18 protein-coding genes are annotated in these 20,668 nt (G+C 43.0%); 11 read left to right on the top strand and 7 right to left on the bottom strand.

Going from position 1 to position 20,668, the window contains the following annotated elements:
• Positions 1–26: 26 nt before the first annotated feature.
• From CWC29_RS22315 to CWC29_RS22305, 3 genes are all read right to left on the bottom strand, one after another.
• Positions 27–533, bottom strand: a complete 507-nt coding sequence (locus tag CWC29_RS22315; protein ID WP_138524363.1) for a hypothetical protein — start codon at positions 531–533, stop codon at positions 27–29.
• Positions 534–722: 189 nt separating this feature from the next.
• A complete protein-coding gene (ltaE, locus tag CWC29_RS22310) occupies positions 723–1,733 on the bottom strand; it encodes a low-specificity L-threonine aldolase (RefSeq protein WP_138524365.1) in 1,011 nt (336 codons plus the stop codon).
• Between the two features lie 120 nt (positions 1,734–1,853).
• On the bottom strand, positions 1,854–3,602 hold the full coding sequence (locus CWC29_RS22305; RefSeq protein ID WP_128726216.1) for a hemopexin repeat-containing protein: 1,749 nt from the start codon (positions 3,600–3,602) through the stop codon (positions 1,854–1,856).
• A gap of 714 nt (positions 3,603–4,316) precedes the next feature.
• Between CWC29_RS22305 and CWC29_RS22300 the strand changes: the two genes are divergently transcribed.
• Together CWC29_RS22300 and CWC29_RS22295 are read left to right on the top strand one after the other, a co-directional pair.
• Complete coding sequence (locus tag CWC29_RS22300; protein ID WP_128726217.1) at positions 4,317–4,721, top strand: DUF1801 domain-containing protein; 405 nt, start codon at positions 4,317–4,319, stop codon at positions 4,719–4,721.
• A 275-nt stretch (positions 4,722–4,996) separates the two neighbouring features.
• Complete coding sequence (locus tag CWC29_RS22295) at positions 4,997–5,536, top strand: YqcI/YcgG family protein (protein WP_128726218.1); 540 nt, start codon at positions 4,997–4,999, stop codon at positions 5,534–5,536.
• Positions 5,537–5,809: 273 nt separating this feature from the next.
• Here the strand turns inward: CWC29_RS22295 and CWC29_RS22290 are convergent, their stop codons facing one another.
• On the bottom strand, positions 5,810–6,421 hold the full coding sequence (locus CWC29_RS22290) for a LysE family translocator (RefSeq protein ID WP_128726219.1): 612 nt from the start codon (positions 6,419–6,421) through the stop codon (positions 5,810–5,812).
• 392 nt (positions 6,422–6,813) lie between these two features.
• Between CWC29_RS22290 and CWC29_RS22285 the strand changes: the two genes are divergently transcribed.
• From CWC29_RS22285 to CWC29_RS22275, 3 genes are read left to right on the top strand one after another with little or no spacing between them, the layout of a single operon-like run.
• A complete protein-coding gene (locus CWC29_RS22285; RefSeq protein WP_128726220.1) occupies positions 6,814–7,614 on the top strand; it encodes an AraC family transcriptional regulator in 801 nt (266 codons plus the stop codon).
• A gap of 1 nt (position 7,615) precedes the next feature.
• On the top strand, positions 7,616–8,299 hold the full coding sequence (locus tag CWC29_RS22280; protein ID WP_010607477.1) for an AzlC family ABC transporter permease: 684 nt from the start codon (positions 7,616–7,618) through the stop codon (positions 8,297–8,299).
• Positions 8,296–8,595 carry an AzlD domain-containing protein gene (locus tag CWC29_RS22275; protein WP_138522766.1) on the top strand — a complete coding sequence of 100 codons (300 nt, stop codon included), beginning with the start codon at positions 8,296–8,298 and terminating at the stop codon, positions 8,593–8,595. The genes CWC29_RS22280 and CWC29_RS22275 overlap by 4 nt, the downstream gene beginning before the upstream one ends.
• Here CWC29_RS22275 and CWC29_RS22270 read toward each other — a convergent pair.
• Positions 8,569–9,018 carry a DUF4920 domain-containing protein gene (locus CWC29_RS22270; protein ID WP_128726221.1) on the bottom strand — a complete coding sequence of 150 codons (450 nt, stop codon included), beginning with the start codon at positions 9,016–9,018 and terminating at the stop codon, positions 8,569–8,571. The genes CWC29_RS22275 and CWC29_RS22270 overlap by 27 nt on opposite strands.
• Positions 9,019–9,154: 136 nt before the next feature.
• Positions 9,155–9,829 (bottom strand): TorF family putative porin, encoded by a 675-nt coding sequence (locus CWC29_RS22265; protein ID WP_128726222.1) that lies wholly within the window; start codon positions 9,827–9,829, stop codon positions 9,155–9,157.
• Positions 9,830–9,950: 121 nt separating this feature from the next.
• Here CWC29_RS22265 and azu point away from each other — a divergent pair, with 121 nt between their 5' ends.
• The 4 genes from azu (at position 9,951) to CWC29_RS22245 (ending at position 12,738) form a co-directional block, all read left to right on the top strand.
• Complete coding sequence (azu, locus tag CWC29_RS22260; protein WP_138522764.1) at positions 9,951–10,406, top strand: azurin; 456 nt, start codon at positions 9,951–9,953, stop codon at positions 10,404–10,406.
• 153 nt (positions 10,407–10,559) lie between these two features.
• On the top strand, positions 10,560–10,895 hold the full coding sequence (locus CWC29_RS22255; RefSeq protein WP_138522763.1) for a hypothetical protein: 336 nt from the start codon (positions 10,560–10,562) through the stop codon (positions 10,893–10,895).
• Positions 10,885–11,139: a hypothetical protein gene (locus CWC29_RS22250; protein ID WP_095729233.1), complete on the top strand. Its 255-nt coding sequence runs from the start codon at positions 10,885–10,887 to the stop codon at positions 11,137–11,139. Before CWC29_RS22255 ends, CWC29_RS22250 begins: the two co-directional genes overlap by 11 nt.
• Before the next feature lie 3 nt (positions 11,140–11,142).
• On the top strand, positions 11,143–12,738 hold the full coding sequence (locus CWC29_RS22245) for a PepSY-associated TM helix domain-containing protein (protein ID WP_138522761.1): 1,596 nt from the start codon (positions 11,143–11,145) through the stop codon (positions 12,736–12,738).
• A gap of 242 nt (positions 12,739–12,980) precedes the next feature.
• Here CWC29_RS22245 and CWC29_RS22240 read toward each other — a convergent pair whose 3' ends face one another.
• Positions 12,981–15,806, bottom strand: a complete 2,826-nt coding sequence (locus CWC29_RS22240; RefSeq protein WP_138522759.1) for a TonB-dependent receptor plug domain-containing protein — start codon at positions 15,804–15,806, stop codon at positions 12,981–12,983.
• A gap of 499 nt (positions 15,807–16,305) precedes the next feature.
• On the opposite strand from CWC29_RS22240, the gene katG reads away from it, so the two are divergent.
• A complete protein-coding gene (gene katG, locus CWC29_RS22235) occupies positions 16,306–18,492 on the top strand; it encodes a catalase/peroxidase HPI (protein WP_138522757.1) in 2,187 nt (728 codons plus the stop codon).
• A gap of 160 nt (positions 18,493–18,652) precedes the next feature.
• Positions 18,653–20,563 (top strand): S9 family peptidase, encoded by a 1,911-nt coding sequence (locus CWC29_RS22230; protein ID WP_138522755.1) that lies wholly within the window; start codon positions 18,653–18,655, stop codon positions 20,561–20,563.
• Positions 20,564–20,668: the final 105 nt, after the last annotated feature.

The raw sequence follows: 20,668 nt of genomic DNA, 5'->3' as shown, positions 1-20,668 counted from the left end.
GGTACCAACGGTTGTAGGGCGATTATTTAAAACTGATAACTAACAATTAAGCTACCATCAACACGCTTTTTATGATAATCGCTGCTTTCACCATAACCGCCAACCAGCTTAATACTCCACCCAGACTGATTTATACCCGAGAAGTGATAACTATAACTTAAACCTGCGCCATTGGTGGTTTCTTCATCAAATAAATCAATAATTGGCTCAAAAATACCACATGTAATATCATCATCGTCTTCACATGTAGGGCCCGCATCTCTTGCTCCCAAAGCCCCCAACACTAAACCAACCGCATGTTTGTTATTGTCAGACACAGCTCTCTCATAGCCTATAGAAAACCCGTCATCCAAACCGATAAGATAATTTCCATACCACCGACTATTACTATCGGTTTGTGGAAGAGAGAGTTCGACTTGACCAAAAAATGGGTACCCAGTACCAACAGAAAAATCTACTGAATTAGCGATAGTGGTAGTGCTGGCTACCAGAGCTGACAAGCCAAATGCCGCCCTCGTTAAAAATGAAAACATTTATCTTTCCTTTTATTATCAATCTTACAAAGGTAGCAGTAATCGTTCCTAAATAAAACACAGAAGATGTAAGAAATTGTCATACCAATTGCCTAATTAGATAACCTACCTTGATGTTTAAAAGTACTTATTAAATATACACTTAGACTTTCCATTGCACTTTTCATGTTTTAAGTAAAATGGATATGATCAAGTTAATAAAATAGTGAGCTCGGTAATTAGCTCGTCCACATCGGCGCGGCTCACTCCCATATGCGTCACAAATCGCATGCCTTGATATCCAGGAGTGATGTTAATGCCCTTTGTCTTTAACTGCTTTGCTATCGCAAAAAGATCAATGCCGGCTTCCACTTCAGCGAAGATAATATTTGTCTGTACTAAGTGCTTGCAGGGCTTAAACCCAGGCAGTTGCTCAAGTTTATCAGCTAAATATTGCGCGTTTTGATGATCTTCCTCGAGACGCTCTACATTATGTTGCAAAGCATAAAGACCAGCCGCCGCGAGCATGCCCGCCTGACGCATACCGCCACCAAGCATTTTCCTAAGCCTTCTCGCCTTTTCTATCAATGCTTTATCACCAAGCAATAAAGAGCCAATCGGCGCGCCAAGTCCTTTAGATAAGCAAATAGTAAATGAATCAAAGTGCTTTACGATTTCTGTGATATCAACCTTTAACGCGACCGCGGCGTTATAGACTCTTGCACCGTCAAGATGGAGCTTTAAGCCACGCTCGTCACACAGCGCTCTGGCTTGTGCGATATATTCTAGACTTAATACCTTGCCACCAATGGTGTTTTCTAAACTAAGCAGCTTAGTTTTCGCAAAATGAAAATCGTCAGGTTTAATCGCTTGCTTAATTCTTTCTAAGCAAATACTGCCATCTGACTTGTTTTCCAATGGTTGCGGCTGAATAGAGCCAAGCACAGCCGCTCCACCCGCCTCAAATTTATAATTATGCGCCTGTTGCCCGCACAGATATTCATCCCCTCTTTCACAATGGCTCATCAGTGCAAGTAGGTTTGCTTGCGTGCCAGAGCTGGTAAACAGCGCTGCCTCAAAACCATGACGCTCAGCAGCAAACTGTTCAAGTGCATTTACTGTTGGGTCATCACCATAAACGTCGTCACCAAGCGGCGCGTCAAACATGCTTTGTTTCATGGCGGGGGTCGGTTGCGTAACCGTATCAGATCTAAAATCCATCAATCTTATCCTTGTCAAAAGAGGAGCACACAGCATAACTGAAAAACGCGCATTGAAGTATAAAACCAGATGAAAAAGGGAGTTGTTCACTCCCTTCAAGATCCGTTACTTTCGCTGGGTTTATTGCAATCCAGGCCAAGTGCCATTATCAATGGCTTTAGGATAACCCGCATCCACTTTGTCAAAAGTAATGCTATATCTTAGATAGCGGCCATCATCTAAGAAGAAATAAGCACGCGTGTCGTTCCACTTTAATGCTGCACTTATCTTCGTTGCGTAGCCACCAAGTCCCGGCCAAGTATTATCGTTGATAGCTTTGGGATACCCACTGTCCACTCGGTCATCTCCCAAGTCATAGCGTAAATATTGACCATCATCTAGGAAGAAATACACCTTATCGGACGTCCAACGAAGGGTTGCGGTTATTTTATTTGCGTAGGCGGCAAGCCCCGGCCAAGTATTGTTATCAATTATTTTTGGATAACCTGCTCGTACCTTATCACTCTGTACGTCATAGCTCAGGTATTGACCATCCGATAGGAAGTAGTACACCGTATCACTGTCCTTATAAAAACTCGCACGAATTTGTTCTGCATAATCGCCAAGTCCCGGCCAGTTGCCATTAGTCACCGATACCGGATAACCATCATCCGTTTTATCAAGCACAGTATTGTAACGCCAGTAGCGCGCATCTTCAGAGAAAAAGTAGCTTTTAGTATTATGCCACTGATGCGCCGCGCTGAGTTTCAACTCGGTAACTCGATAACCAACATGCACACCCTGTTGCTCAAAGCTATAGTTATTGGTGCCAGATACGGGCTGCGGATCTTGCCACTGGGCAACACCTGCAGGCAATGTCTCAATCAATTGATTATTTCGATAAATACGCGTTTGCGCATTTGCACCATTTAGCCACGTAAATAGTTTATTGGCATAATTGAGTTTACGAATTCCTAAGTCACCGTGCATCGGCGTGCTTTCAAAACCCGCTTGCACATTTGTTTCAATGCCCATGTAAGATAAAATCGTCGGTACAATCGCTGTTTGTGCTGGATAGCCATATAAACCAGAGAAGTCAGTATTTGCAGGATTAACATCTTTTGAGCTAAATTCTTTATTCAACACTTTGTTGGTGGCAATAAAGATGGTTTTTTCCGGCTCGGTTTGCTCGCCATGATGACAGCCAACAACCGGTGTACGGCCATGATCGGTGGTGACCATCACCAACCAGTTTTCACCGCTTTGTTCTCTTGCTTCAACCGCATCAAGCAGTTTACCCAGTCGCTTGTCCGCATCTTCTACCGATTTATTGTAGGCAGAACCAAAGCATAAGCTGTGGCCCACAGCGTCCGGTTCATCTAAATGTAAAAAGACAAAATCTGGTGAGCCGCTGTTTAAGGTAGCCAGCGCTTTATTTAAATTATCGTCGTCGCTGCCTCCCTCCGATCTCCTGTCCATCAAGGCAACATCATCACTGAAGAATTGCGTATGAATGGGTCCCCAAGTGCTAAAACTTGAGATATCGGCGTTAGCATCATGTTCTGCGATGTAACGATAAAGGCTGGGATAGGCTTTGTTTGCTAGGCCTGAGCCGTTGCTCGGCACTTGATGCTTATTCACCCAAACCCCAGTTAAAATTGTCGCCCAGCCTGGGCCACTTTTGGTTTTTTGCTGTGTTTGTGTTTTTGCGATCCCGCCAGTGTAAGCTTGAGTCAGATATAAGCGATCAAAGTTTGGCGTATTATTGGCACCAATTTTTTCATATTGCAGGCCATCGATACCAATAAGCAATACTTTGTTTTCAAGTGCATCAACACTTGCAGTAAATGAAAGTGCAAGTAATGCACAGCTAAGCACGGGTAATTTCATTATCTTTCCTTTAAATGTAATTTTTTGGACTAGTCCAAGAAAGATGATAAATCCCAAACATGAATAACTGTTTACAAAAAAATTACATTAATATAGTTGACCGAGCAGGAAAAGGGCGAGCTAACTGAACGTTTTTTAAGTTCATTTTAAACTACATCCTAATCTAACTAGAGAATTTTAGAGGTTATTCCATTTTTTGTGCTGTATTGCAGCTCGAGGACTAGCGCTTGTTATACCAGTTGTATTACGTAACTGATCTATCTTGAAGCGGGGAAATAGCTTTAGTAGCACCGCTCTCGCGTCCTGCTACCGCTAAGGTACCTATATCCATATAGGCAAGGCAAAATTTTGCTATTTAGTTGTTCTAAATGAGAAATTTTTAACGAAGCTAATATGCTATTTCACCCTTCAAATTGATTAGAGAATTAATTCAATTGGTATTACATTGCCCTTTTGCCATTAAGAATTAGGCGGTAAGTCGAACGCCTCGACCAAAGCCCACTCAAGAGCACAAAAATCAAACAGAAAAGGTCAACAGGCCCAAGCGTAACCGAGGCGTTTCATGTCGTAATTCCAGACATAGAGGCTTATTTTCTCTTTGGTGCACAATAGTGCCTTAAATTAGAGTTTGTCTCTACAAGCTTGCCCTTCTTTACTCAATTTAATACTGTATTACAAGAGTGGAAATACATTATTTATCAAGGAAGTGTCAAAATGGCAAACACTACCGAACAAGTGCTCAGTATCTACCCTGCCGCTGCACAAGAAAAAATCAGAGTATTGCGTAGACTTGTTATTCGAGTTGCCAGTGAGCAAAACTTTGGAGAAGTGATTGAAGCAATAAAATGGGGAGAATTAAGCTTTAGTGTTAAATCGGGAAGTCCTTTTCGTATGGCGTGGAAAGCCAAAACGCCTACCAATTTTCACCTTTATTTTCACTGCCAAACGAAACTAATAGATACATTTAGAGTACTATTTCCCGACGATTTACAGTTTGAAGGAAATCGAGCAATTGTACTCAAGTTAGAAGAAGAGATACCAACAGAGGTACTTTACCGCTGTATCGCCATTGCTATGAACTATAAAAACCTCAAGCACTTACCTTTACTTGGACAATGACACAAAACCTTATAAACCTAACACCTGAGAAAAGCCCACCGTTACCAATTTTTACAACCCTGTACTTCTTACCAGAATAAAACGTGAAAAAATTACTTGTGAAAACGCAAAAAACAAAAAACCAACTTAAAATCAAAACATTACAAACTTAATATGATGGCCCAAGCTTTGCTTACTTAGTGTAGGTAAACAATACTGGTGAGTTCGCAACTCAGCATTGGGACACACCAAAATCTACTAGCGCAACAATATGAGTAATGTAAGGAGTATAAAACATGACACCACAATCCGAGCTGCAAGATAGTTTTATTGACTTTGTGAACAAACAGCAATTTCCTTGCATTTGTGGTGGCAATAAGGCCGAATTAGCATTTAACAATGTTGAAGTTTTAGGCTTTGGCGATCTTACCTCTAGACATAACAACTTTAGTTTAATAACGAGCCTTTATTCTTTTGTCGAAAAGGTAGATTTTGACAACATGAAAAGTGCCGCGTTTGTTGCGGTTTTTGAGCAGAGCCGACACTTGGATGACAGTGACTTTAATAAGTCTGTGTGGCGTAAACTACAAGAATTGCAAAACCTGGTATCGCAGAGCACTCCAAGAGGGCCGCATTCTCAATCGTCAGATTGCAGCAGCAACTTTCATTTTAATTTGGACGGTGATCCACTTTATATCACTTGTTTAAGTCCCACAAGCGCGTCTAAAAACAGAAAGTTTAAATATCCAGCGATTGTTTTTAACTTAATGCCTCAGTTTGAGGTCCCCCAGAGTTTCCGCGTAGTCGAATCGCACGTGGAAACCCACAGAATTTAACGCGCATTGTACCAACGGAGAGGAATTAAAGATGAGCAATATCATGGTAATAGATTTCATTATTTACGTCGTCATAGGCATATTAACAACCTTGGGTTGTTTTGGTTTAATGAGTGCTTCAAGCGCTTATTCAGACCTAAGTAGTCCATCAAGGCCAACTAAGACCTGTAAGCCTGCTGCTGTTCGGAGCTAAGGTATGCAGAATTCAAGCTTTACTCCCTTTAACTATGTGCGAGAGAAAGGGAGTTTGCTTACATTTTCAAGCCACATAAATTACTTACCGGCAGCAACTAAACCAGCGCCAAATCCAAAAAACACGCCACCGCTCACTTTATTCATCACCGCCATGCTTTTCGGTGACGATAACTTAGTCTTGGCAAGGCCAGAAAACAGCGCATAAGAAATATGCACCATGAATACCAGCAAGCTAAAAGTGAAAATCAAAACCGTAAACTGCGGTAAAAATGCATTCTCAACATTGATAAACTGCGGGAAGATAGACAAAAAGAAGATAGCAGCCTTGGGATTGGTGATCGAAACAAAAAAGCCCTCTAAAAAGCACTTTTTCATCGTACCTGCAGCAATAGACTTGCCTATTTTACTCTCGCCTTTAGTTCGCCACATTTTGTAACCCAAATAGAAAAGATACGCAGCACCAATAAACTTTACGACCGTAAATGCCAGTACAGAGCTGGCTAAGATAACACCTAAACTTGACGCAGATATTGCAGCAACAATCAAAATCCCAAGTGCAACACCACAAATACCAGCTAAGGATTTGGTAAAGCCTCTTTGAATCGAATTATTGATAGTCAACATCACAGCAGGCCCTGGAAGTAAAATCGTCGCCAATGCAACACCTATAAATAGTAAATAATTATCCAAAATAATAAACCCTTAAAATGAACCATGCTTTTCACATCATTACACTAAACTAAATATTAGCCAAGCGGTATAAAATTCGGCGAGTCAAGTTCAGCACTTTAATACCAACAGCTTTAATTCTCCAAACAATTTGCAGATCAGAAAGCACATTGACTTAATACAGCTTGGCTAATCCACCTTGACGATACGGAAGTGTTACTCGAGGATAAATTCAGATTATTGCACTCACCTCTCAAACGGCACAGCATTGAATTTACTAAGCTATACCTTCGTGGTCACACCACCCAAGTGCAGTGTTTAGCTATGCTGATAACGCACCAAAGATTGTGCAATTTTGTACAAGACTTTTTGAGTGAAGACAGATACGCTTTTCATCAATAGGGGAGAGAATTATGCAACACTCAAAGTTTAGTTTTCACCGTGAACTCGGTGGCCTAGAAGTACTACACAACATTGATAAGCAGGAAGACTTTGGTAGACATAGCCACAGCGGCTATACGCTTGCCCTAGTGGATAGTGGTGCGCAACGATTCTACCGCAGCGGCGGTGAACACTTAGCGAGTCAGCATAGTGTCATTTTGATTAATGCAGAGCAGGTGCACGACTGCAAAAAGGCATCCCAAGATAAGTCTTCGTACCGCTCACTCTACCCAACACCTGAACTATTTAATCAGCTTCTTGGTGATGGCAAGGCAATGGCTCCTTTTTTTCATGATGCAGTGGTACACGACCGAGCGCTTGCGGCACTCATGAATACCACTTTTAACGTCCTAGAATGTGATACCAGCGTACTTGAAAAGCAGTCTCAACTTATTACTCTGCTATCTTATCTAAGCAATAAGCAAGGCAAAGTCACATTCGATAGAAAAATCCCTTCGGTGAAGCAGCGAATTACCACAGCACGCCATTTTCTTTTGGATAATTTATTTGAAGATGTATCACTCGACTCCTTAGCGAGCCTTGTCGGCATGAGTCCCTTTTACTTTATTCGCGTGTTTAAGGCCCACACTGGCCTCACTCCCCATGCCTTTCAAATACAACACCGGCTTAATCATGCCAAGGCATTACTGCGCAATGGCAAAAGTGTCTCCCATGCAGCATTAAGCGTAGGCTTTTATGACCAAAGCCACTTCAACCGTCATTTTAAAAAGAATATGGGGATCACTCCCAGTCAATATAGCAAGGCTTGTTAATATGAAGGTCGCAGTATGCAAAGGCTTTTGGGATATGTTGCCATTAAATCTCGCCGTACTTCCTTGGGGGATATTGTGTGGCTCCCTTGCTGTACAAAACGGCTTTACACCGCTCGAGGCACAGTTAATGTCGTTACTGGTTTTTGCAGGCTCGGCGCAGTTAGTGGCAATAGAGCTTATTGCCAAAGACACGGCGCTTATCACCTTGCTTGCGACTACCTTTATTATTAGCGCGAGACATTTACTATATGGCCTTGCTATCCGCAACAAAATGATAGATAAGCCCCTTAAATGGCGTGGCCCGATTGCGTTTTTTCTCACTGACGAATTGTTTGCATTTTCCCATCACCATCGTGCCTATCAAGGCAAACTTCGGCTAGTGTATGCGCTCATCGCAGGTGGTAGCTTTTATGTTGCATGGAATCTGTGGACGCTCATTGGTATTGTTGCAGGTCAGTTTTTACCTGACTTGACCAACCTTGGCTTAGACTTCGCGATTGCGGCGATATTTATTGCTTTAGTGGTCCCGAGTATTAACGCATTACCCGTGCTATGTGCTTGTTTAACGTCGGCCGTAACTATCCTAGTGTTCAAACTGATCCATTTTGAATTTGGCTTAATCGCCTCAGCACTGCTCGGAATGTCGGTGGGATATGTGCTACAAAGTAAAAAGGAGCGTGTATGATCACTACTATTTTGGCCATGGCTTGCGTCACGTTTGCAACTCGATATTTATTTCTGGCAAAACAACTGCCTTTTACTATCGGTCCTAAACTACAGCGCTTTTTAAGTTTTAGCGCCCCTTGCGTACTGACTGCCATTTGGGTACCCATTGTATTTATTCAGGACAAGCAACTTGCCATCACACCAAGCAATCCCTATTTGGTCGCCGCAACGGTCGCGGTAATACTGGCGTTTCGCTTTAAAAACCTCTATGTCACCACGTTTGTAAGCTTAGCTGTGTTTTACTTGCTGTACTAAATGTGAAATGGTTACGGCCGTTGGATTAAACCCTAAACGCATGAGTGCCGTTTCATCCTCTGCTGTACTCACGCAAACTAAAGGGCGCTGGTTTAGCGCTTCGAAGCGCCCTGTCACATGGGCTTCACGGCCAATTGCAGCAAGTGGAAATACCATATCACCTTGTTCAACTTCGATATTTACATCTAGGCCATTTGCTATTCGCAGCGTCATCCAACAACCTAATTTTCTGCAAACATGAGTGACCACCCCTTTTACGGTCACAAGGTTTGTTGTGTAGTCATTGAGATTTGGCAAGATGTGCTCTGCCTCGACTAACTTAGACATGTCTGCACCACCGGCAAATTCAAGCGGACTTGAAAAGCTAAACCGAGAAAATACCGCCAAAGAGAGTGCTGTTAGTTTTATCGTATCCTTCATCATTGCGACTCCATAGCTTTTATCACTATTACCTCATCAATTGCTTACTCCTATAAAAAGTTATGGAGCATCAATCATATAGCTATATAAAAGTACAATTTGCAACTAAAATCAACACAAAAGTTAATAAAAAGTAAACTTAGAAATTAAATGTTTTTGAAATTGACGCCACAAATGTAGAATCTGCATAGGAATCAATATCATTGCTTTCATAACCCAATGAAAAAGACCAAGTACTAATCGAGTAAGTTCCAGTTAGATGCCAGTGGGTATAGTCATCATCACCCGACTCCCATTCGTATTTATCACTATCAAAGCTCATTGAATGGTCTACCCCGAGCGTCAGTGACCACCGCTCTGTGATTGGGATGCTATGCGTGAGCATCACTATCCCGTGAGCAGCCCCTGTTCCAAAATAATCCCATGCATACCAAAAGTCTAAATTTGTCTGGCCGTAATTAAACTTTGCAAAGGCTTCTGCATAGTTGTAATCAGAACTCACATCATCACCATGGTAGGTATATTGCGAGAGGCCAACATCAAGCTTTAATTTTTCAGTTAGCGAAAATTTGTAGCCACCGTACAGATCTCCTTCTAAATCCGTACCATCGCCAAAATCTACTTTAGACACCCAGCCTCCGGCATACCAACCACTTTTTCCAAACCAATCTAGACTGACTTGAAGCGCTTCGTCTTCCTTAGTTTGACTTACGCCGTTAAATAAATAGTCGGAAGCCAATGTGACGGTAGAGGATGTTGTCGCATTGACGAACAGTGGAGTAAACAACAATGGCAGCAGCCAGGATTTTTTCATCTTTGAAATCACTTTTTAATTAGAGTCATCTCAAGCATAGACCAGTTTTATTGATCTATATCCATTTACAACCCGCCTTACAAAGATGATAATAAGAATGATTTTTAATTAAGGAGTCAATATGAAAACCTCTCTTTCTGCCACATTGCTTAGCCTCGGTGTCTTTCTTTTTTCTCATGCCGCATCAGCAAATGAATGTGAACTCAGCATCGAAGCCAATGACATGATGCAGTTTTCTAAAAAATCACTCAGTGCACCATCTAGCTGTAAAGAAATTTCAGTTACGTTAAAACATACAGGGAAACTGGCGGCAACAACCATGGGCCATAACTGGGTGTTGAGCAAAGCAGCTGATGTTCAAGCCGTTGCGACCGATGGTATGTCAGCCGGCGCAAATAACAGCTATGTAAAACCAAACGATAGCCGCGTTTTAGCTGTATCTAAGGTAATTGGCGGTGGCGAACAAACCACAGTGACTTTTTCTACAGAGCAGCTAAAGAAAGATGAAAGCTATAAGTTTTTCTGCTCTTTTCCTGGCCATTTCGCGATTATGCAAGGTACGTTTACACTTAGCTAGAAATACTTAATAGCAGGGAATAAACCGTGAATTTCTACAGTTTCGCAGTGTCACCCTGCTAATACCGTATCACTCACTTCTCTAATTTGAGACAATTATTACTCAAGCCTTGAAGAATATCCCTATAATCATTACAATCAATTGCAAACAATAATGATTATCACCATCATGAGCTTTTTCTCAATTATACCGTTTTGGTTTGCCGCCGTATTGCTCTATCTGGCAAGTCCAAAACAACGATTTTTGGCTACACCTATTAGTAAACTCGCGGCATACCCTGTAGCCATTCTACTAAATTTGTCAGGCCTTGTTATTTTAACTGTGCAGTACCCTTTGGTCTCTGCAATGTTAGCAGCACTTGTTATCTTGATGTTTAGCTTAGTTTCAGTGACTTTGTTAAGTGGATACCCAATTAAACGCTTCTATCTCAGTTCAACGTTGGTCTTCTTATTATCTCTATTTGTAGGGGGAATAAGTTATGTGGCCTAAAACCTTACTTGGGTTTTCGTTGGGATTATTGCTGTCTATCTCCTTGGTGCTAAATCTCAATTTGCTATTACCATTTTCTGAATCGGCAAAACTCATGCTGGGTCTGATCTTGGCCTTTCCTATTTGGGCGGGCATTATCGTTTGGGGCTACGGATTTCCAAGTGCCAAAGCCGCTTGCAAGCCACTATTTGCCATTTTTATCCCTTCACTGCTATTAAATACAGCATTACTGTTAATGAGATAAATAATGAAAAATCAAACACTAAAATCATTAACCGAAGCACACGCCTGGATTGGACTCATTATTTCAACGGTATTATTCATCGTTTTTATCACAGGCTCACTTAGCTTATTTAGAGATAATATTCGGGGCTGGGAGCGTGCACCTCTGGCTGTACAATCAAACGAGTCAATAACTACAATTTCCTATGATAAAGCCATAAACTCTATCCAACAACAATACGATGTTGATACCGATCATGGTTTTTTTATGCGAGAGCCTACGCCGCATAACCCGTTTATTGAAGTATATTTCGCAACCCACTTAGACCAGCCCCACCCGATCACCGGGGAGGATCATCAGGACCAACACCTGTTGATATCACCGCAATCTGGTGAGGTACTTGCTGACGCCGATAAGTTTGAGTTTTCGACGTTGCTTTTTGAACTTCACTTCGATTTGGGGTTAGGCAGGCCTGGGCTCTACTTCGTTGGTGTCATTACGTTATTTTTCTTCGTTGCTATACTAAGTGGTGTTGTGATCCATTGGCGCAAAATTGCTAAAAACTTCTTTCAATATCGCGCCGAAGGTAAAAAAGACAAATGGCTAGATGCTCATAACTTGATTGGCACAATGGGTCTGCCTTTTCACATTATGTATGCCTTTACAGGGCTTGTTTTCAACCTCGTTATTATTTATCAAATTTCATACGCCGTGCTGCTCTATGGCGGTGACCAAACTGCATTACTGCAAGCGGCTGGATTTAACGAGCCAAAAATTGAGGCAATAAACGAAGCACAGCCGATGCAAGGCATCGATCAACTAAGAGCTCAAGCACAAGCTAAACTTGAAGATGTAACCTTCACTATGGTTGAAATTAGTCACTTTGGTGACGAGAATGCAGTGGTAGGCTTTACAGCAAAAAGCAATGATGCTTTCTCTAATATTAAAGAAATTCAATATAAGCTAAGTGACAGTTCACAAGTTTATCTCACAGAAAACAACTATGATAATGCGGTACGAGCGGGGCTATCTACCATTGCAAGTCTGCACTTTGGTGATTTTGCTGGATATGGCATGCGACTGGCGTTTCTATGCCTTGGACTTGCAACCGCCTACTTAATTGTTACTGGCAATTTAATGTGGATTGACAAGCGTGCGAAGCAGAAAAAGCAAAGTCCTAAAAGCCTAATGTTTGTTAAAAGACTGACCAGTGGCAGTTTTATTGGGGTAATTTTAGCGGTAGCTGTTGGCTTTGCATTAACCACTTTACTTCCAGTAACACATACCGACAAATTAGAAACAGTAAAGTCCTCTATGTATATGGCCTTTTTCTTCTCCCTGATAAGTAGTCAATTTGCCAAAGATGTTTTGTCCTTTAGCAAGGTGTTATTAGGGCTAAGTGGTATTAGCTATTGCTTAAGTTTAGTGATGAATTTGGCCTACTTCGGTAATCAATACAGCTTATTACCGCTGCAAACTAAAGTAGACTTCGCGATTGTGATTGGACTGATAGCACTAATGGCCTTGATCTGTTGGAAAACCGTGTCACGGATCAACGCCGCAGCGCAAGCCACAAGCGCTGCTTCGTCAGAACAAACTTCGCCCCAAACTGCGAACTAATACTAATTCAATTAATTCTCTAATCAATTTGAAGGGTGAAATCACATATTAGCTTCGTTAAAGATTTCTCATTTAGAACAACTAATTAGCAAAATTTTATCTTGCCTATATGGATGTAACCTTTGCGGTAGTTGGACGCGAGAGTGGCGCTACTAAAGCCATTTCCCTGCTTAAAAACTGGTATAAAAAAGCGGGCTGACATAGCCCGCTTTACCTTACTCTCACAGGGAAACAATGTGAAATTAAAACTCAGTCTTAAATCTTAAGTAGTACTCACGGCCTAGATATAAAGACGAGTGAATGGGATCTGCGTTATTTCCATTACCCGTCGCAAAAGGCGGCGCTTCATCCAATAGATTGTTAACGCCTAGCGTAATTTGAGTATCAACAGAATCTAAATGGTAGGTGACTTGAGCATTATGTGTCAGCGTGCTATCAACGGTATTGGTAAAGTTAACGATTTGGTCGCCTTGTTTAACCGATACTTCTTCTAACATCGAATCGATGTAGTAACTTTGCCAACTTGCGCTAAAGTCGTCATGCTGCCAGTTAAGTGCAAAGTTAACTCTGTGCTCAGGCACCGCCATTTGGCCATTAACGCGCTGTCCAGCTCGATCTTTGGTTGCCAGGCCCGGTTCAATAACTTCATGTTTACTCACAAATGACCAGTTGAGTGCGGTACTCAAATCACCAAATGAAAACTGCCCGATGTCAAAACGAACTTCAGCGTCTATCCCTTGACGATTTAACGCATTGAGGTTTTCATTAAACACATCAACGCCGGTGATCACCCCCTGAAACTCACCAGATTGAACGCGATGTACAGAGTCGCAGTACAAACCACTATTCATACATTCACTCAATTTAGTCACCGCGCTAATGTTCCCAATGGCATCTTTTAATTGGATGTCATAAAAATCTAAGGTGATTGAACCGTTAGTAAGCCAGCTCGGCTGATAAATCACCCCAAGTGTTTTGCTCGTCGCGGTTTCAGGTTCCAGTTCCGTGTTACCGCCAGTATTGGTTCTGATCTGCCCGATCGTTTCTCGGTAACTACCATCATCGGGAACGCCTGTGCTGACACAGTTTTGGTTTGGATTTGCTACGGCACAAGGATCGTCGCCATTTTCAAAGCCAGGTAACCTTCCTTTATAAAGTTCCACCACATTAGGCGCTCTAAATGCTTGTGACCAAGTCCCTCTAAAACTCAACTGCTCATTCAACGCCCAAAATACGCCCACTTTTGAATTGGTAGTCGAGCCAAACGTATCAAAGTCTGAATATCGAGTCGCGAGGTTTAACTCTAAACTCTGCGCCCAATCATGGTCTGATAATAGTGGCACAACGGCTTCTAGGTATGCTTCATTGAGTGAATATTCACCGCCCGTTGGTCTACCTAACCCGTCCGTGACTAAAATATTAATAGAAACGGCATCTGTTTGATTGCGCGCCTCAACCTTTTGATTTTCGATGCCAAAAGACACACCTAGGTCGCCCGCAGGCAAACTCGCCACGACACCACTTACATTCGCGCTGGCGATCTTAATTTGGTTATGACCTTGCTGGATCCCCGGCCAATCACCAGAGAGATAATTTAGCATGTCCTCGGAGATCTCAGAGTCGGTACCCGGTTGACCAAAGATATTAAGCGGCACACAACCCGCAATTAGCGCATCCGGTGTAGCACCACAGCGCAGCACGCCTTGCTCATCAAAATGAGTAGGACCAACCGCATTTTTAGCCGCTGGCCAATTGAATATACCGGTTTTTAGTCGTTTGTTTGAGTTGCGACCAAAATTGTAGGCAAGCTCCCAGCTCCAATCTGCATTAAAATCACCTGAGAGCGCCATCACAATTCGGTATTGGCTGTTTTCTACATGGTTCATACGGCCATTGGTTTCTACCATTCTGCGGCGCCAGTCGTTGATGGCATAAGGATTACCATCTTTATCTTTCGGACCGAATTGCTGGTTGTAGTAGTTATCAGGAGAGTAAGTAAAATCTAAATACCCACCCCAAACTGGAACTAATGGCTGAGGCGCACCATTGGTTGTGGATTTTCGATGTGAATAAAGCGCCTCAAAATTGAATACCACGTCATCCGAAAACTTCAAATTGCCAAGATCATACTCGCCAAATGCACTCATGCTATAGCGTTCAAAAGGCGTTTGCAGCAAGCTCGGCTCTTGGTAATTGTATAAGTCATTTTGCGCAAGCGACGCATCGGAGATAGTTTCACGCCACTCGCCATATTCAGGGCCTCGGGTAACAAATATTTCCTTGCCGTTTTCATCCGTGACTTTCAGGTTACTCCAAGGCATTGCGGAGCTACCGCCTTGACCGTAACTGCCATCGGGGTTAAGGGTTAAATCATAACGACTAAAATCTCTGTCACCGGCATACACTTCTTGTTTTTCATCGTAGCTGGCACTCACCATAAAGCGCCCTTTATCACCAACAATGCCTGTTACGAGTTCCAAAGAAGTCGTATCAGCATCGCCTTCAGCGGATTGACCAATGGAGCCACTGACCTCAAAAATATCGCCCGTTTGGCGAGTAATAATGTTTACAACACCAGACACCGCATCAGAGCCGTAAATAGAAGAAGCACCGTCCAATAAAATTTCAACACGTTCAATAATCGCAGTAGGGATAGCACTCAGATCAACTGCAGCATCCGCGCCATTTCCCCCATTTGGTAAGCGACGGCCATTTAGCAAGACCAATGTGCGCTGCGCGCCTAAACCGCGCAAGTCAAAGTTTGTCACGCCCGACGTATTTTCATTTTGTGAAGCATTAGGAGCACTGGCTGACACCGTCAGATTTTGCAGCATATCACCAATATTTTTAAATCCGGTTTGCTCAATATCCGCTCTAGATATTGTGGTTACCGCACCGGGTTTACTTAGGTTTGCCCGCGCGATGCGCGACCCCGTCACCATGATCTTCTCAACAGGTTCCGACGCTGCTTCTTCAGCAAGCACAGGGGCCGTCCACACTATAGCGCCCGAACCACACAAGCTGGCGATTGCCAACGCCAAAGTCGTTCTTTGTTTTGTTATTGTCATAACGGTTTCCTTTGTAACGTTCCAAATTATAGTTAGACGCTGACGATAGAAAGTTTCTTATTATCACTACGGGGAATGAAATAGGTTATTTATTGCGCCTTTTTATACTGATAACACAATTAAATCGTTCCAACAAGCATTTTCAGACGATTTGCGCAATATTTATTTACTTTTATTGAATATTCAAGCATCTAATAAAAAGTCATGTGATCAGTCAGATTTGGCGTGAACACTTCCCAGAAAGTCACAAATGTCACCACTTTCTTGGTATTCAATATTGGCCTTTAAGGCCACCGAAATCTGGTAAAAAGCACTTACCGGAACTACCTTTATCTAGGGTTTATTGGTCTTTGCGATTTGATTTTTGTTCCTCTGAGCGTGTTTTGCTCGCGGTGTACAACTTGCCCTATATACACATCAATCATACTGCTGCAAAAACAAACTTGAGAGATCAACAGGCCCTAGCAATCTTCCGTCATCGAACAAACAAGGATCTCCCATGGATAAGAAGCAAAACACACCATCGATTTGCCCTTTCGCACATGGTGCAAATACGTCGTCAGAGCATAGCGAGCACCAGTGGTGGCCAAATAGCCTGAACCTAGACATATTGCATCAGCACGATACGAAAACCGATCCGATGGATGCCAATTTTGATTACAAAGGCGCCTTTAACAGCCTTGATTATCCCGCCCTTAAAAAAGATCTCGAGCAACTTATGACAGACTCTCAGCCATGGTGGCCCGCCGACTGGGGACACTATGGTGGGTTAATGATCAGAATGGCATGGCATGCTGCGGGCAGTTATCGTGTTGCAGATGGTCGCGGTGGCGCAAACACGGGGAATCAGCGTTTTGCTCCGCTAAACAGTTGGCCGGACAACGGAAACTTAGATAAAGCCCGGCGTTTACTTTGGCCTATTAAAAAGAAATATGGCAACCAAATTTCATGGGCCGATTTAATCGTGCTGGCAGGCAACGTTGCTTATGAGTCAATGGGATTCAAAACCTTTGGCTTTGCCGGTGGCCGAGAAGATATCTGGCATCCAGAAAAGGATACCTACTGGGGCAGCGAAAAAGAGTGGCTGGCTCCCTCCAATAATTCAAACAGTCGCTATAGCGGTGAACGCGATTTAGAAAATCCGCTTGCCGCTGTGATGATGGGTCTTATCTATGTTAACCCTGAGGGCGTAGATGGTAATCCCGATCCGCTAAAAACAGCTAAAGATATGCGTGTTACCTTCGCTCGAATGGCAATGAACGATGAAGAAACCGTTGCCCTAACCGCTGGCGGACACACGGTGGGTAAAGCGCACGGTAATGGCAATGCCGATGAATTAGGCCCGGAGCCCGAAGGCGCGGACTTGCATGAACAAGGTTTTGGCTGGATGAATCACAGCTCACGTGGCATTGGTTCTAATGCAGTAACCAGCGGTATCGAAGGCGCTTGGACGACGAACCCAACTCAATGGGACAATGGCTACTTCTATTTGCTGTTCACGTACGAATGGGAACAAACCAAAAGCCCTGCGGGCGCGTGGCAATGGCAGCCTATCAATATAAAAGAAGAAGACAAACCAATTGACGCTGAAGATGCATCCAAACGCTGCATGCCGATGATGACAGATGCCGATATGGCGCTGAAAATGGACCCTGCTTATCGTAAAATTTCAGAGAGGTTCTACGCCGATCCCGACTATTTTAACGATGTTTTTGCCAAAGCTTGGTTTAAGCTCACCCACCGCGACCTTGGCCCTAAAAGTCGTTACCTTGGCCCTGAAGTACCCAATGAAGACCTGCTTTGGCAAGATCCAGTCCCCAGCGTTAACTACACCCTAAACGACAGTGAAATTAGCGCCCTCAAGCAACAGATTCTAGCAACCAATGTGACGCTTTCAGAATTAGTAGCCACCGCGTGGGATAGTGCTAGAACGTTTAGATATTCCGATTATAGAGGGGGTGCAAATGGTGCGAGGATCCGCCTAACCCCACAAAAGGATTGGCCTGGAAATGAACCAGAACGTCTAGCGAAAGTGCTCGCGGCATTAGAAGTCGTGCAAAGTAATTTTACGCCTACCATAAGCATGGCTGATTTAATCGTATTGGGTGGCTGTGCTGCTGTTGAACAAGCGGCTAAAAATGCCGGTGTGTCAATCCAAGTGCCTTTTGCCGCTGGACGAGGCGATGCCACAGACGAGCAAACCGACATTGAGTCATTTGATGTATTAGAGCCTGTACATGACGGTTTTCGCAATTGGCAAAAACAGCACTACAGCGTAAAACCAGAAGAAATGCTACTTGATAGAGCCCAACTGATGGGCCTCACAGCCAAGGAAATGACCGTATTGATCGGCGGAATGCGCGTGCTAGGCACCAATCACGGGCAAACATCGCATGGCGTATTTACCGATAACGTTGGCACTTTGAGTAATGACTTTTTCGTCAACTTGACCGATATGGCATATCGCTGGGAGCCAAGTGGAGAGAACCTATATGAGATAAAAACACGCGACACGGACACGGTAAAATGGACCGCGACTCGCGTTGATCTCGTCTTTGGTTCTAATTCTATTTTGCGCGCTTACGCCGAAGTGTACGCACAAGATGATAGCAAAGAGAAGTTTGTCCGTGACTTCGTTGAGGTATGGACCAAAGTAATGAATGCAGACCGATTTGACCTAAAATAACCACTTCAATATAAACTTGGGATGTGATTGACTTTTCCGCAGTAAAGTCAATCACATACTAATCCTACATTGGTTTACACAAAACCTTAGTGATTTGCTTGCCATTGATTTTTATCGCTATATGCTAGAAACCAATAATAATAACGAAAGTAGGGAAATTATGTTTAAAAAATCACTCCTAGCATGTGCGTTGATCGCTTCGCTAACGGCATGTAACCAAACCACTCAACAAGTTAATCCACCGCAAACTACTCAAGCTATCTCTGACTTTAAGACGTATTCAGCAGAAACATTTTTTGATACCACAGACATTCAGGGTAACGCGTTTCGCCCTGATGCAAAGAAAATCTTAGTGGCTTCTGATGAGTCGGGTATATTTAACCTCTATGAAGTTGATGTTAAAACAGGCAAAAGAACACAAATAACCGATGCCGCAGACTCAACCTATCCAATTGGATACTTTCCCAACGATCCCCGTATCTTATTCACTCGAGACGGTGGCGGTAATGAACAATTTCATCTCTTTGTCCGTGACCAAAACGGTAACGTAAAAGATCTCACACCGGGAGAAAAGGTCAGAGCCGGTTTTGTCGGTTTCTCTGAAGATAACAAGGCATTTTTCGTGTTAAGTAACCAGCGCGATGAGCGCTTTATGGATCTATATCGCTTTGATGCCAGCACTTACGAAAGTGAACTTATCTATAAAAATGACAAAAACTTAAATGTCCAAAAAATGAGTGAGACAGACCGCTACCTTGCACTTGTCAATGCCCAAGGTAATAAAGACAGCGACCTATTCTTACTCGATTTACACAACCCAGATACCCCACTCGTTGAGATCTCAAATGTGGAGCACGAAGCAAACTTTTTCGCTTCAGCCTTTTCTAAGGACGATAAGTATTTATACTACAGCACAGATGCCCATGGTGAGTTTTCTCAAACTTGGCGCTATGAAATCGCAACGGGTAAACACACGCCTTACATCGTAAAAAATTGGGACGTACGATTTTTGTATTTCTCAGATTCCAACCGTTACCGCGTTGTTGGTGTAAACGAAGACTCTAGTATCAAAGTGACGATCACCGACCTTAAAACTAGCAAGGATATCAATTTACCCAAGCTCCCCGCAGGTAGTATCAACAGTGTTAACTTCTCTGATGACGAAAAGCTGATGGCTTTTTATTTAAATTCAGATACTTCGCCAAATAACCTGTACGTATGGCGGGTTGGCAGTGACGAAGTTAAGCAACTGACCTCAACCTTAAGCGATAAAATCGATACCGACCACCTGGTCGAAAGCACCATCGCTCGCTTTAACAGTTTTGATGGTTTGGAGATCCCAGGAGTACTCTATAAACCAAAGCTAGCGAGTTCAACAAATAAGGTACCGGCGCTTGTATTTGTTCATGGCGGTCCTGGAGGCCAAAGCATGACAGGTTATAGTGCACTTACTCAGCACTTAGTTAACCAAGGATATGCCATTTTTGCCGTAAACAACCGAGGTAGCTCTGGCTATGGTAAAACCTTCTTTCACTTAGACGACAAACGTCATGGTGAAGATGATTTACAAGATATTGTTTGGAGTAAAAAATACCTACAGCAACTGGACTGGGTTGATGCTGATCGCATTGGCATCATGGGCGGAAGCTATGGTGGCTATATGACAGCTGCTGCATTGGCGTTTGAGCCAGAAGAGTTTAAGCTGGGGATAAATATCTTTGGTGTAACTAACTGGGTCAGAACTCTTGAATCTATTCCTGCTTGGTGGGAGGCATATCGCAAGTCACTATATGATGAGCTAGGCGATCCAGCTACCGATAAAGAGCGTTTGCATCGTATATCACCGCTTTTCCATGCTAAAAATATCACTAAACCACTAATGGTGGTGCAAGGTGCAAACGACCCACGTGTACTGCAAGTTGAAAGTGATGAGTTAGTCGAAGCGGTTCGCTCAAACAATGTGCCAGTCAAATACGTCTTATTTGAAGATGAAGGACATGGGTTCTCGAAAAAGGAAAACCGTATTGAGGCCTCTCAAGCCTATCTCGACTTTCTTAAAAAGCACCTCTAACAACTAGGCTACCGGATCCGAGTATCTGACCTTCGATTACTCAGATCGGATCCGAACTGCTTACTTATGGCCCCCTGTGCGCAAAAATACATCGTGAGATAAGGC

It is taken from the genome of Pseudoalteromonas galatheae, assembly GCF_005886105.2.
Lineage (GTDB): Bacteria > Pseudomonadota > Gammaproteobacteria > Enterobacterales > Alteromonadaceae > Pseudoalteromonas > Pseudoalteromonas galatheae.
The sequence above is the reverse complement of the archived record's forward strand: the minus strand, read 5'-3'. Positions and strand labels throughout refer to the sequence as shown.

Excerpts from the sequence above, each read along its gene's own strand:
- CWC29_RS22315 (WP_138524363.1), bottom strand. The coding sequence starts at position 533 with ATGTTTTCATTTTTAACGAGGGCGGCATTTGGCTTGTCAGCTCTGGTA.
- ltaE (WP_138524365.1), bottom strand. The coding sequence starts at position 1,733 with ATGGATTTTAGATCTGATACGGTTACGCAACCGACCCCCGCCATGAAA.
- CWC29_RS22305 (WP_128726216.1), bottom strand. The coding sequence starts at position 3,602 with ATGAAATTACCCGTGCTTAGCTGTGCATTACTTGCACTTTCATTTACT.
- CWC29_RS22300 (WP_128726217.1), top strand. The coding sequence starts at position 4,317 with ATGGCAAACACTACCGAACAAGTGCTCAGTATCTACCCTGCCGCTGCA.
- CWC29_RS22295 (WP_128726218.1), top strand. The coding sequence starts at position 4,997 with ATGACACCACAATCCGAGCTGCAAGATAGTTTTATTGACTTTGTGAAC.
- CWC29_RS22285 (WP_128726220.1), top strand. The coding sequence starts at position 6,814 with ATGCAACACTCAAAGTTTAGTTTTCACCGTGAACTCGGTGGCCTAGAA.
- CWC29_RS22280 (WP_010607477.1), top strand. The coding sequence starts at position 7,616 with ATGAAGGTCGCAGTATGCAAAGGCTTTTGGGATATGTTGCCATTAAAT.
- CWC29_RS22275 (WP_138522766.1), top strand. The coding sequence starts at position 8,296 with ATGATCACTACTATTTTGGCCATGGCTTGCGTCACGTTTGCAACTCGA.
- CWC29_RS22270 (WP_128726221.1), bottom strand. The coding sequence starts at position 9,018 with ATGATGAAGGATACGATAAAACTAACAGCACTCTCTTTGGCGGTATTT.
- CWC29_RS22265 (WP_128726222.1), bottom strand. The coding sequence starts at position 9,829 with ATGAAAAAATCCTGGCTGCTGCCATTGTTGTTTACTCCACTGTTCGTC.
- azu (WP_138522764.1), top strand. The coding sequence starts at position 9,951 with ATGAAAACCTCTCTTTCTGCCACATTGCTTAGCCTCGGTGTCTTTCTT.
- CWC29_RS22255 (WP_138522763.1), top strand. The coding sequence starts at position 10,560 with ATGATTATCACCATCATGAGCTTTTTCTCAATTATACCGTTTTGGTTT.
- CWC29_RS22250 (WP_095729233.1), top strand. The coding sequence starts at position 10,885 with ATGTGGCCTAAAACCTTACTTGGGTTTTCGTTGGGATTATTGCTGTCT.
- CWC29_RS22245 (WP_138522761.1), top strand. The coding sequence starts at position 11,143 with ATGAAAAATCAAACACTAAAATCATTAACCGAAGCACACGCCTGGATT.
- CWC29_RS22240 (WP_138522759.1), bottom strand. The coding sequence starts at position 15,806 with ATGACAATAACAAAACAAAGAACGACTTTGGCGTTGGCAATCGCCAGC.
- katG (WP_138522757.1), top strand. The coding sequence starts at position 16,306 with ATGGATAAGAAGCAAAACACACCATCGATTTGCCCTTTCGCACATGGT.
- CWC29_RS22230 (WP_138522755.1), top strand. The coding sequence starts at position 18,653 with ATGTTTAAAAAATCACTCCTAGCATGTGCGTTGATCGCTTCGCTAACG.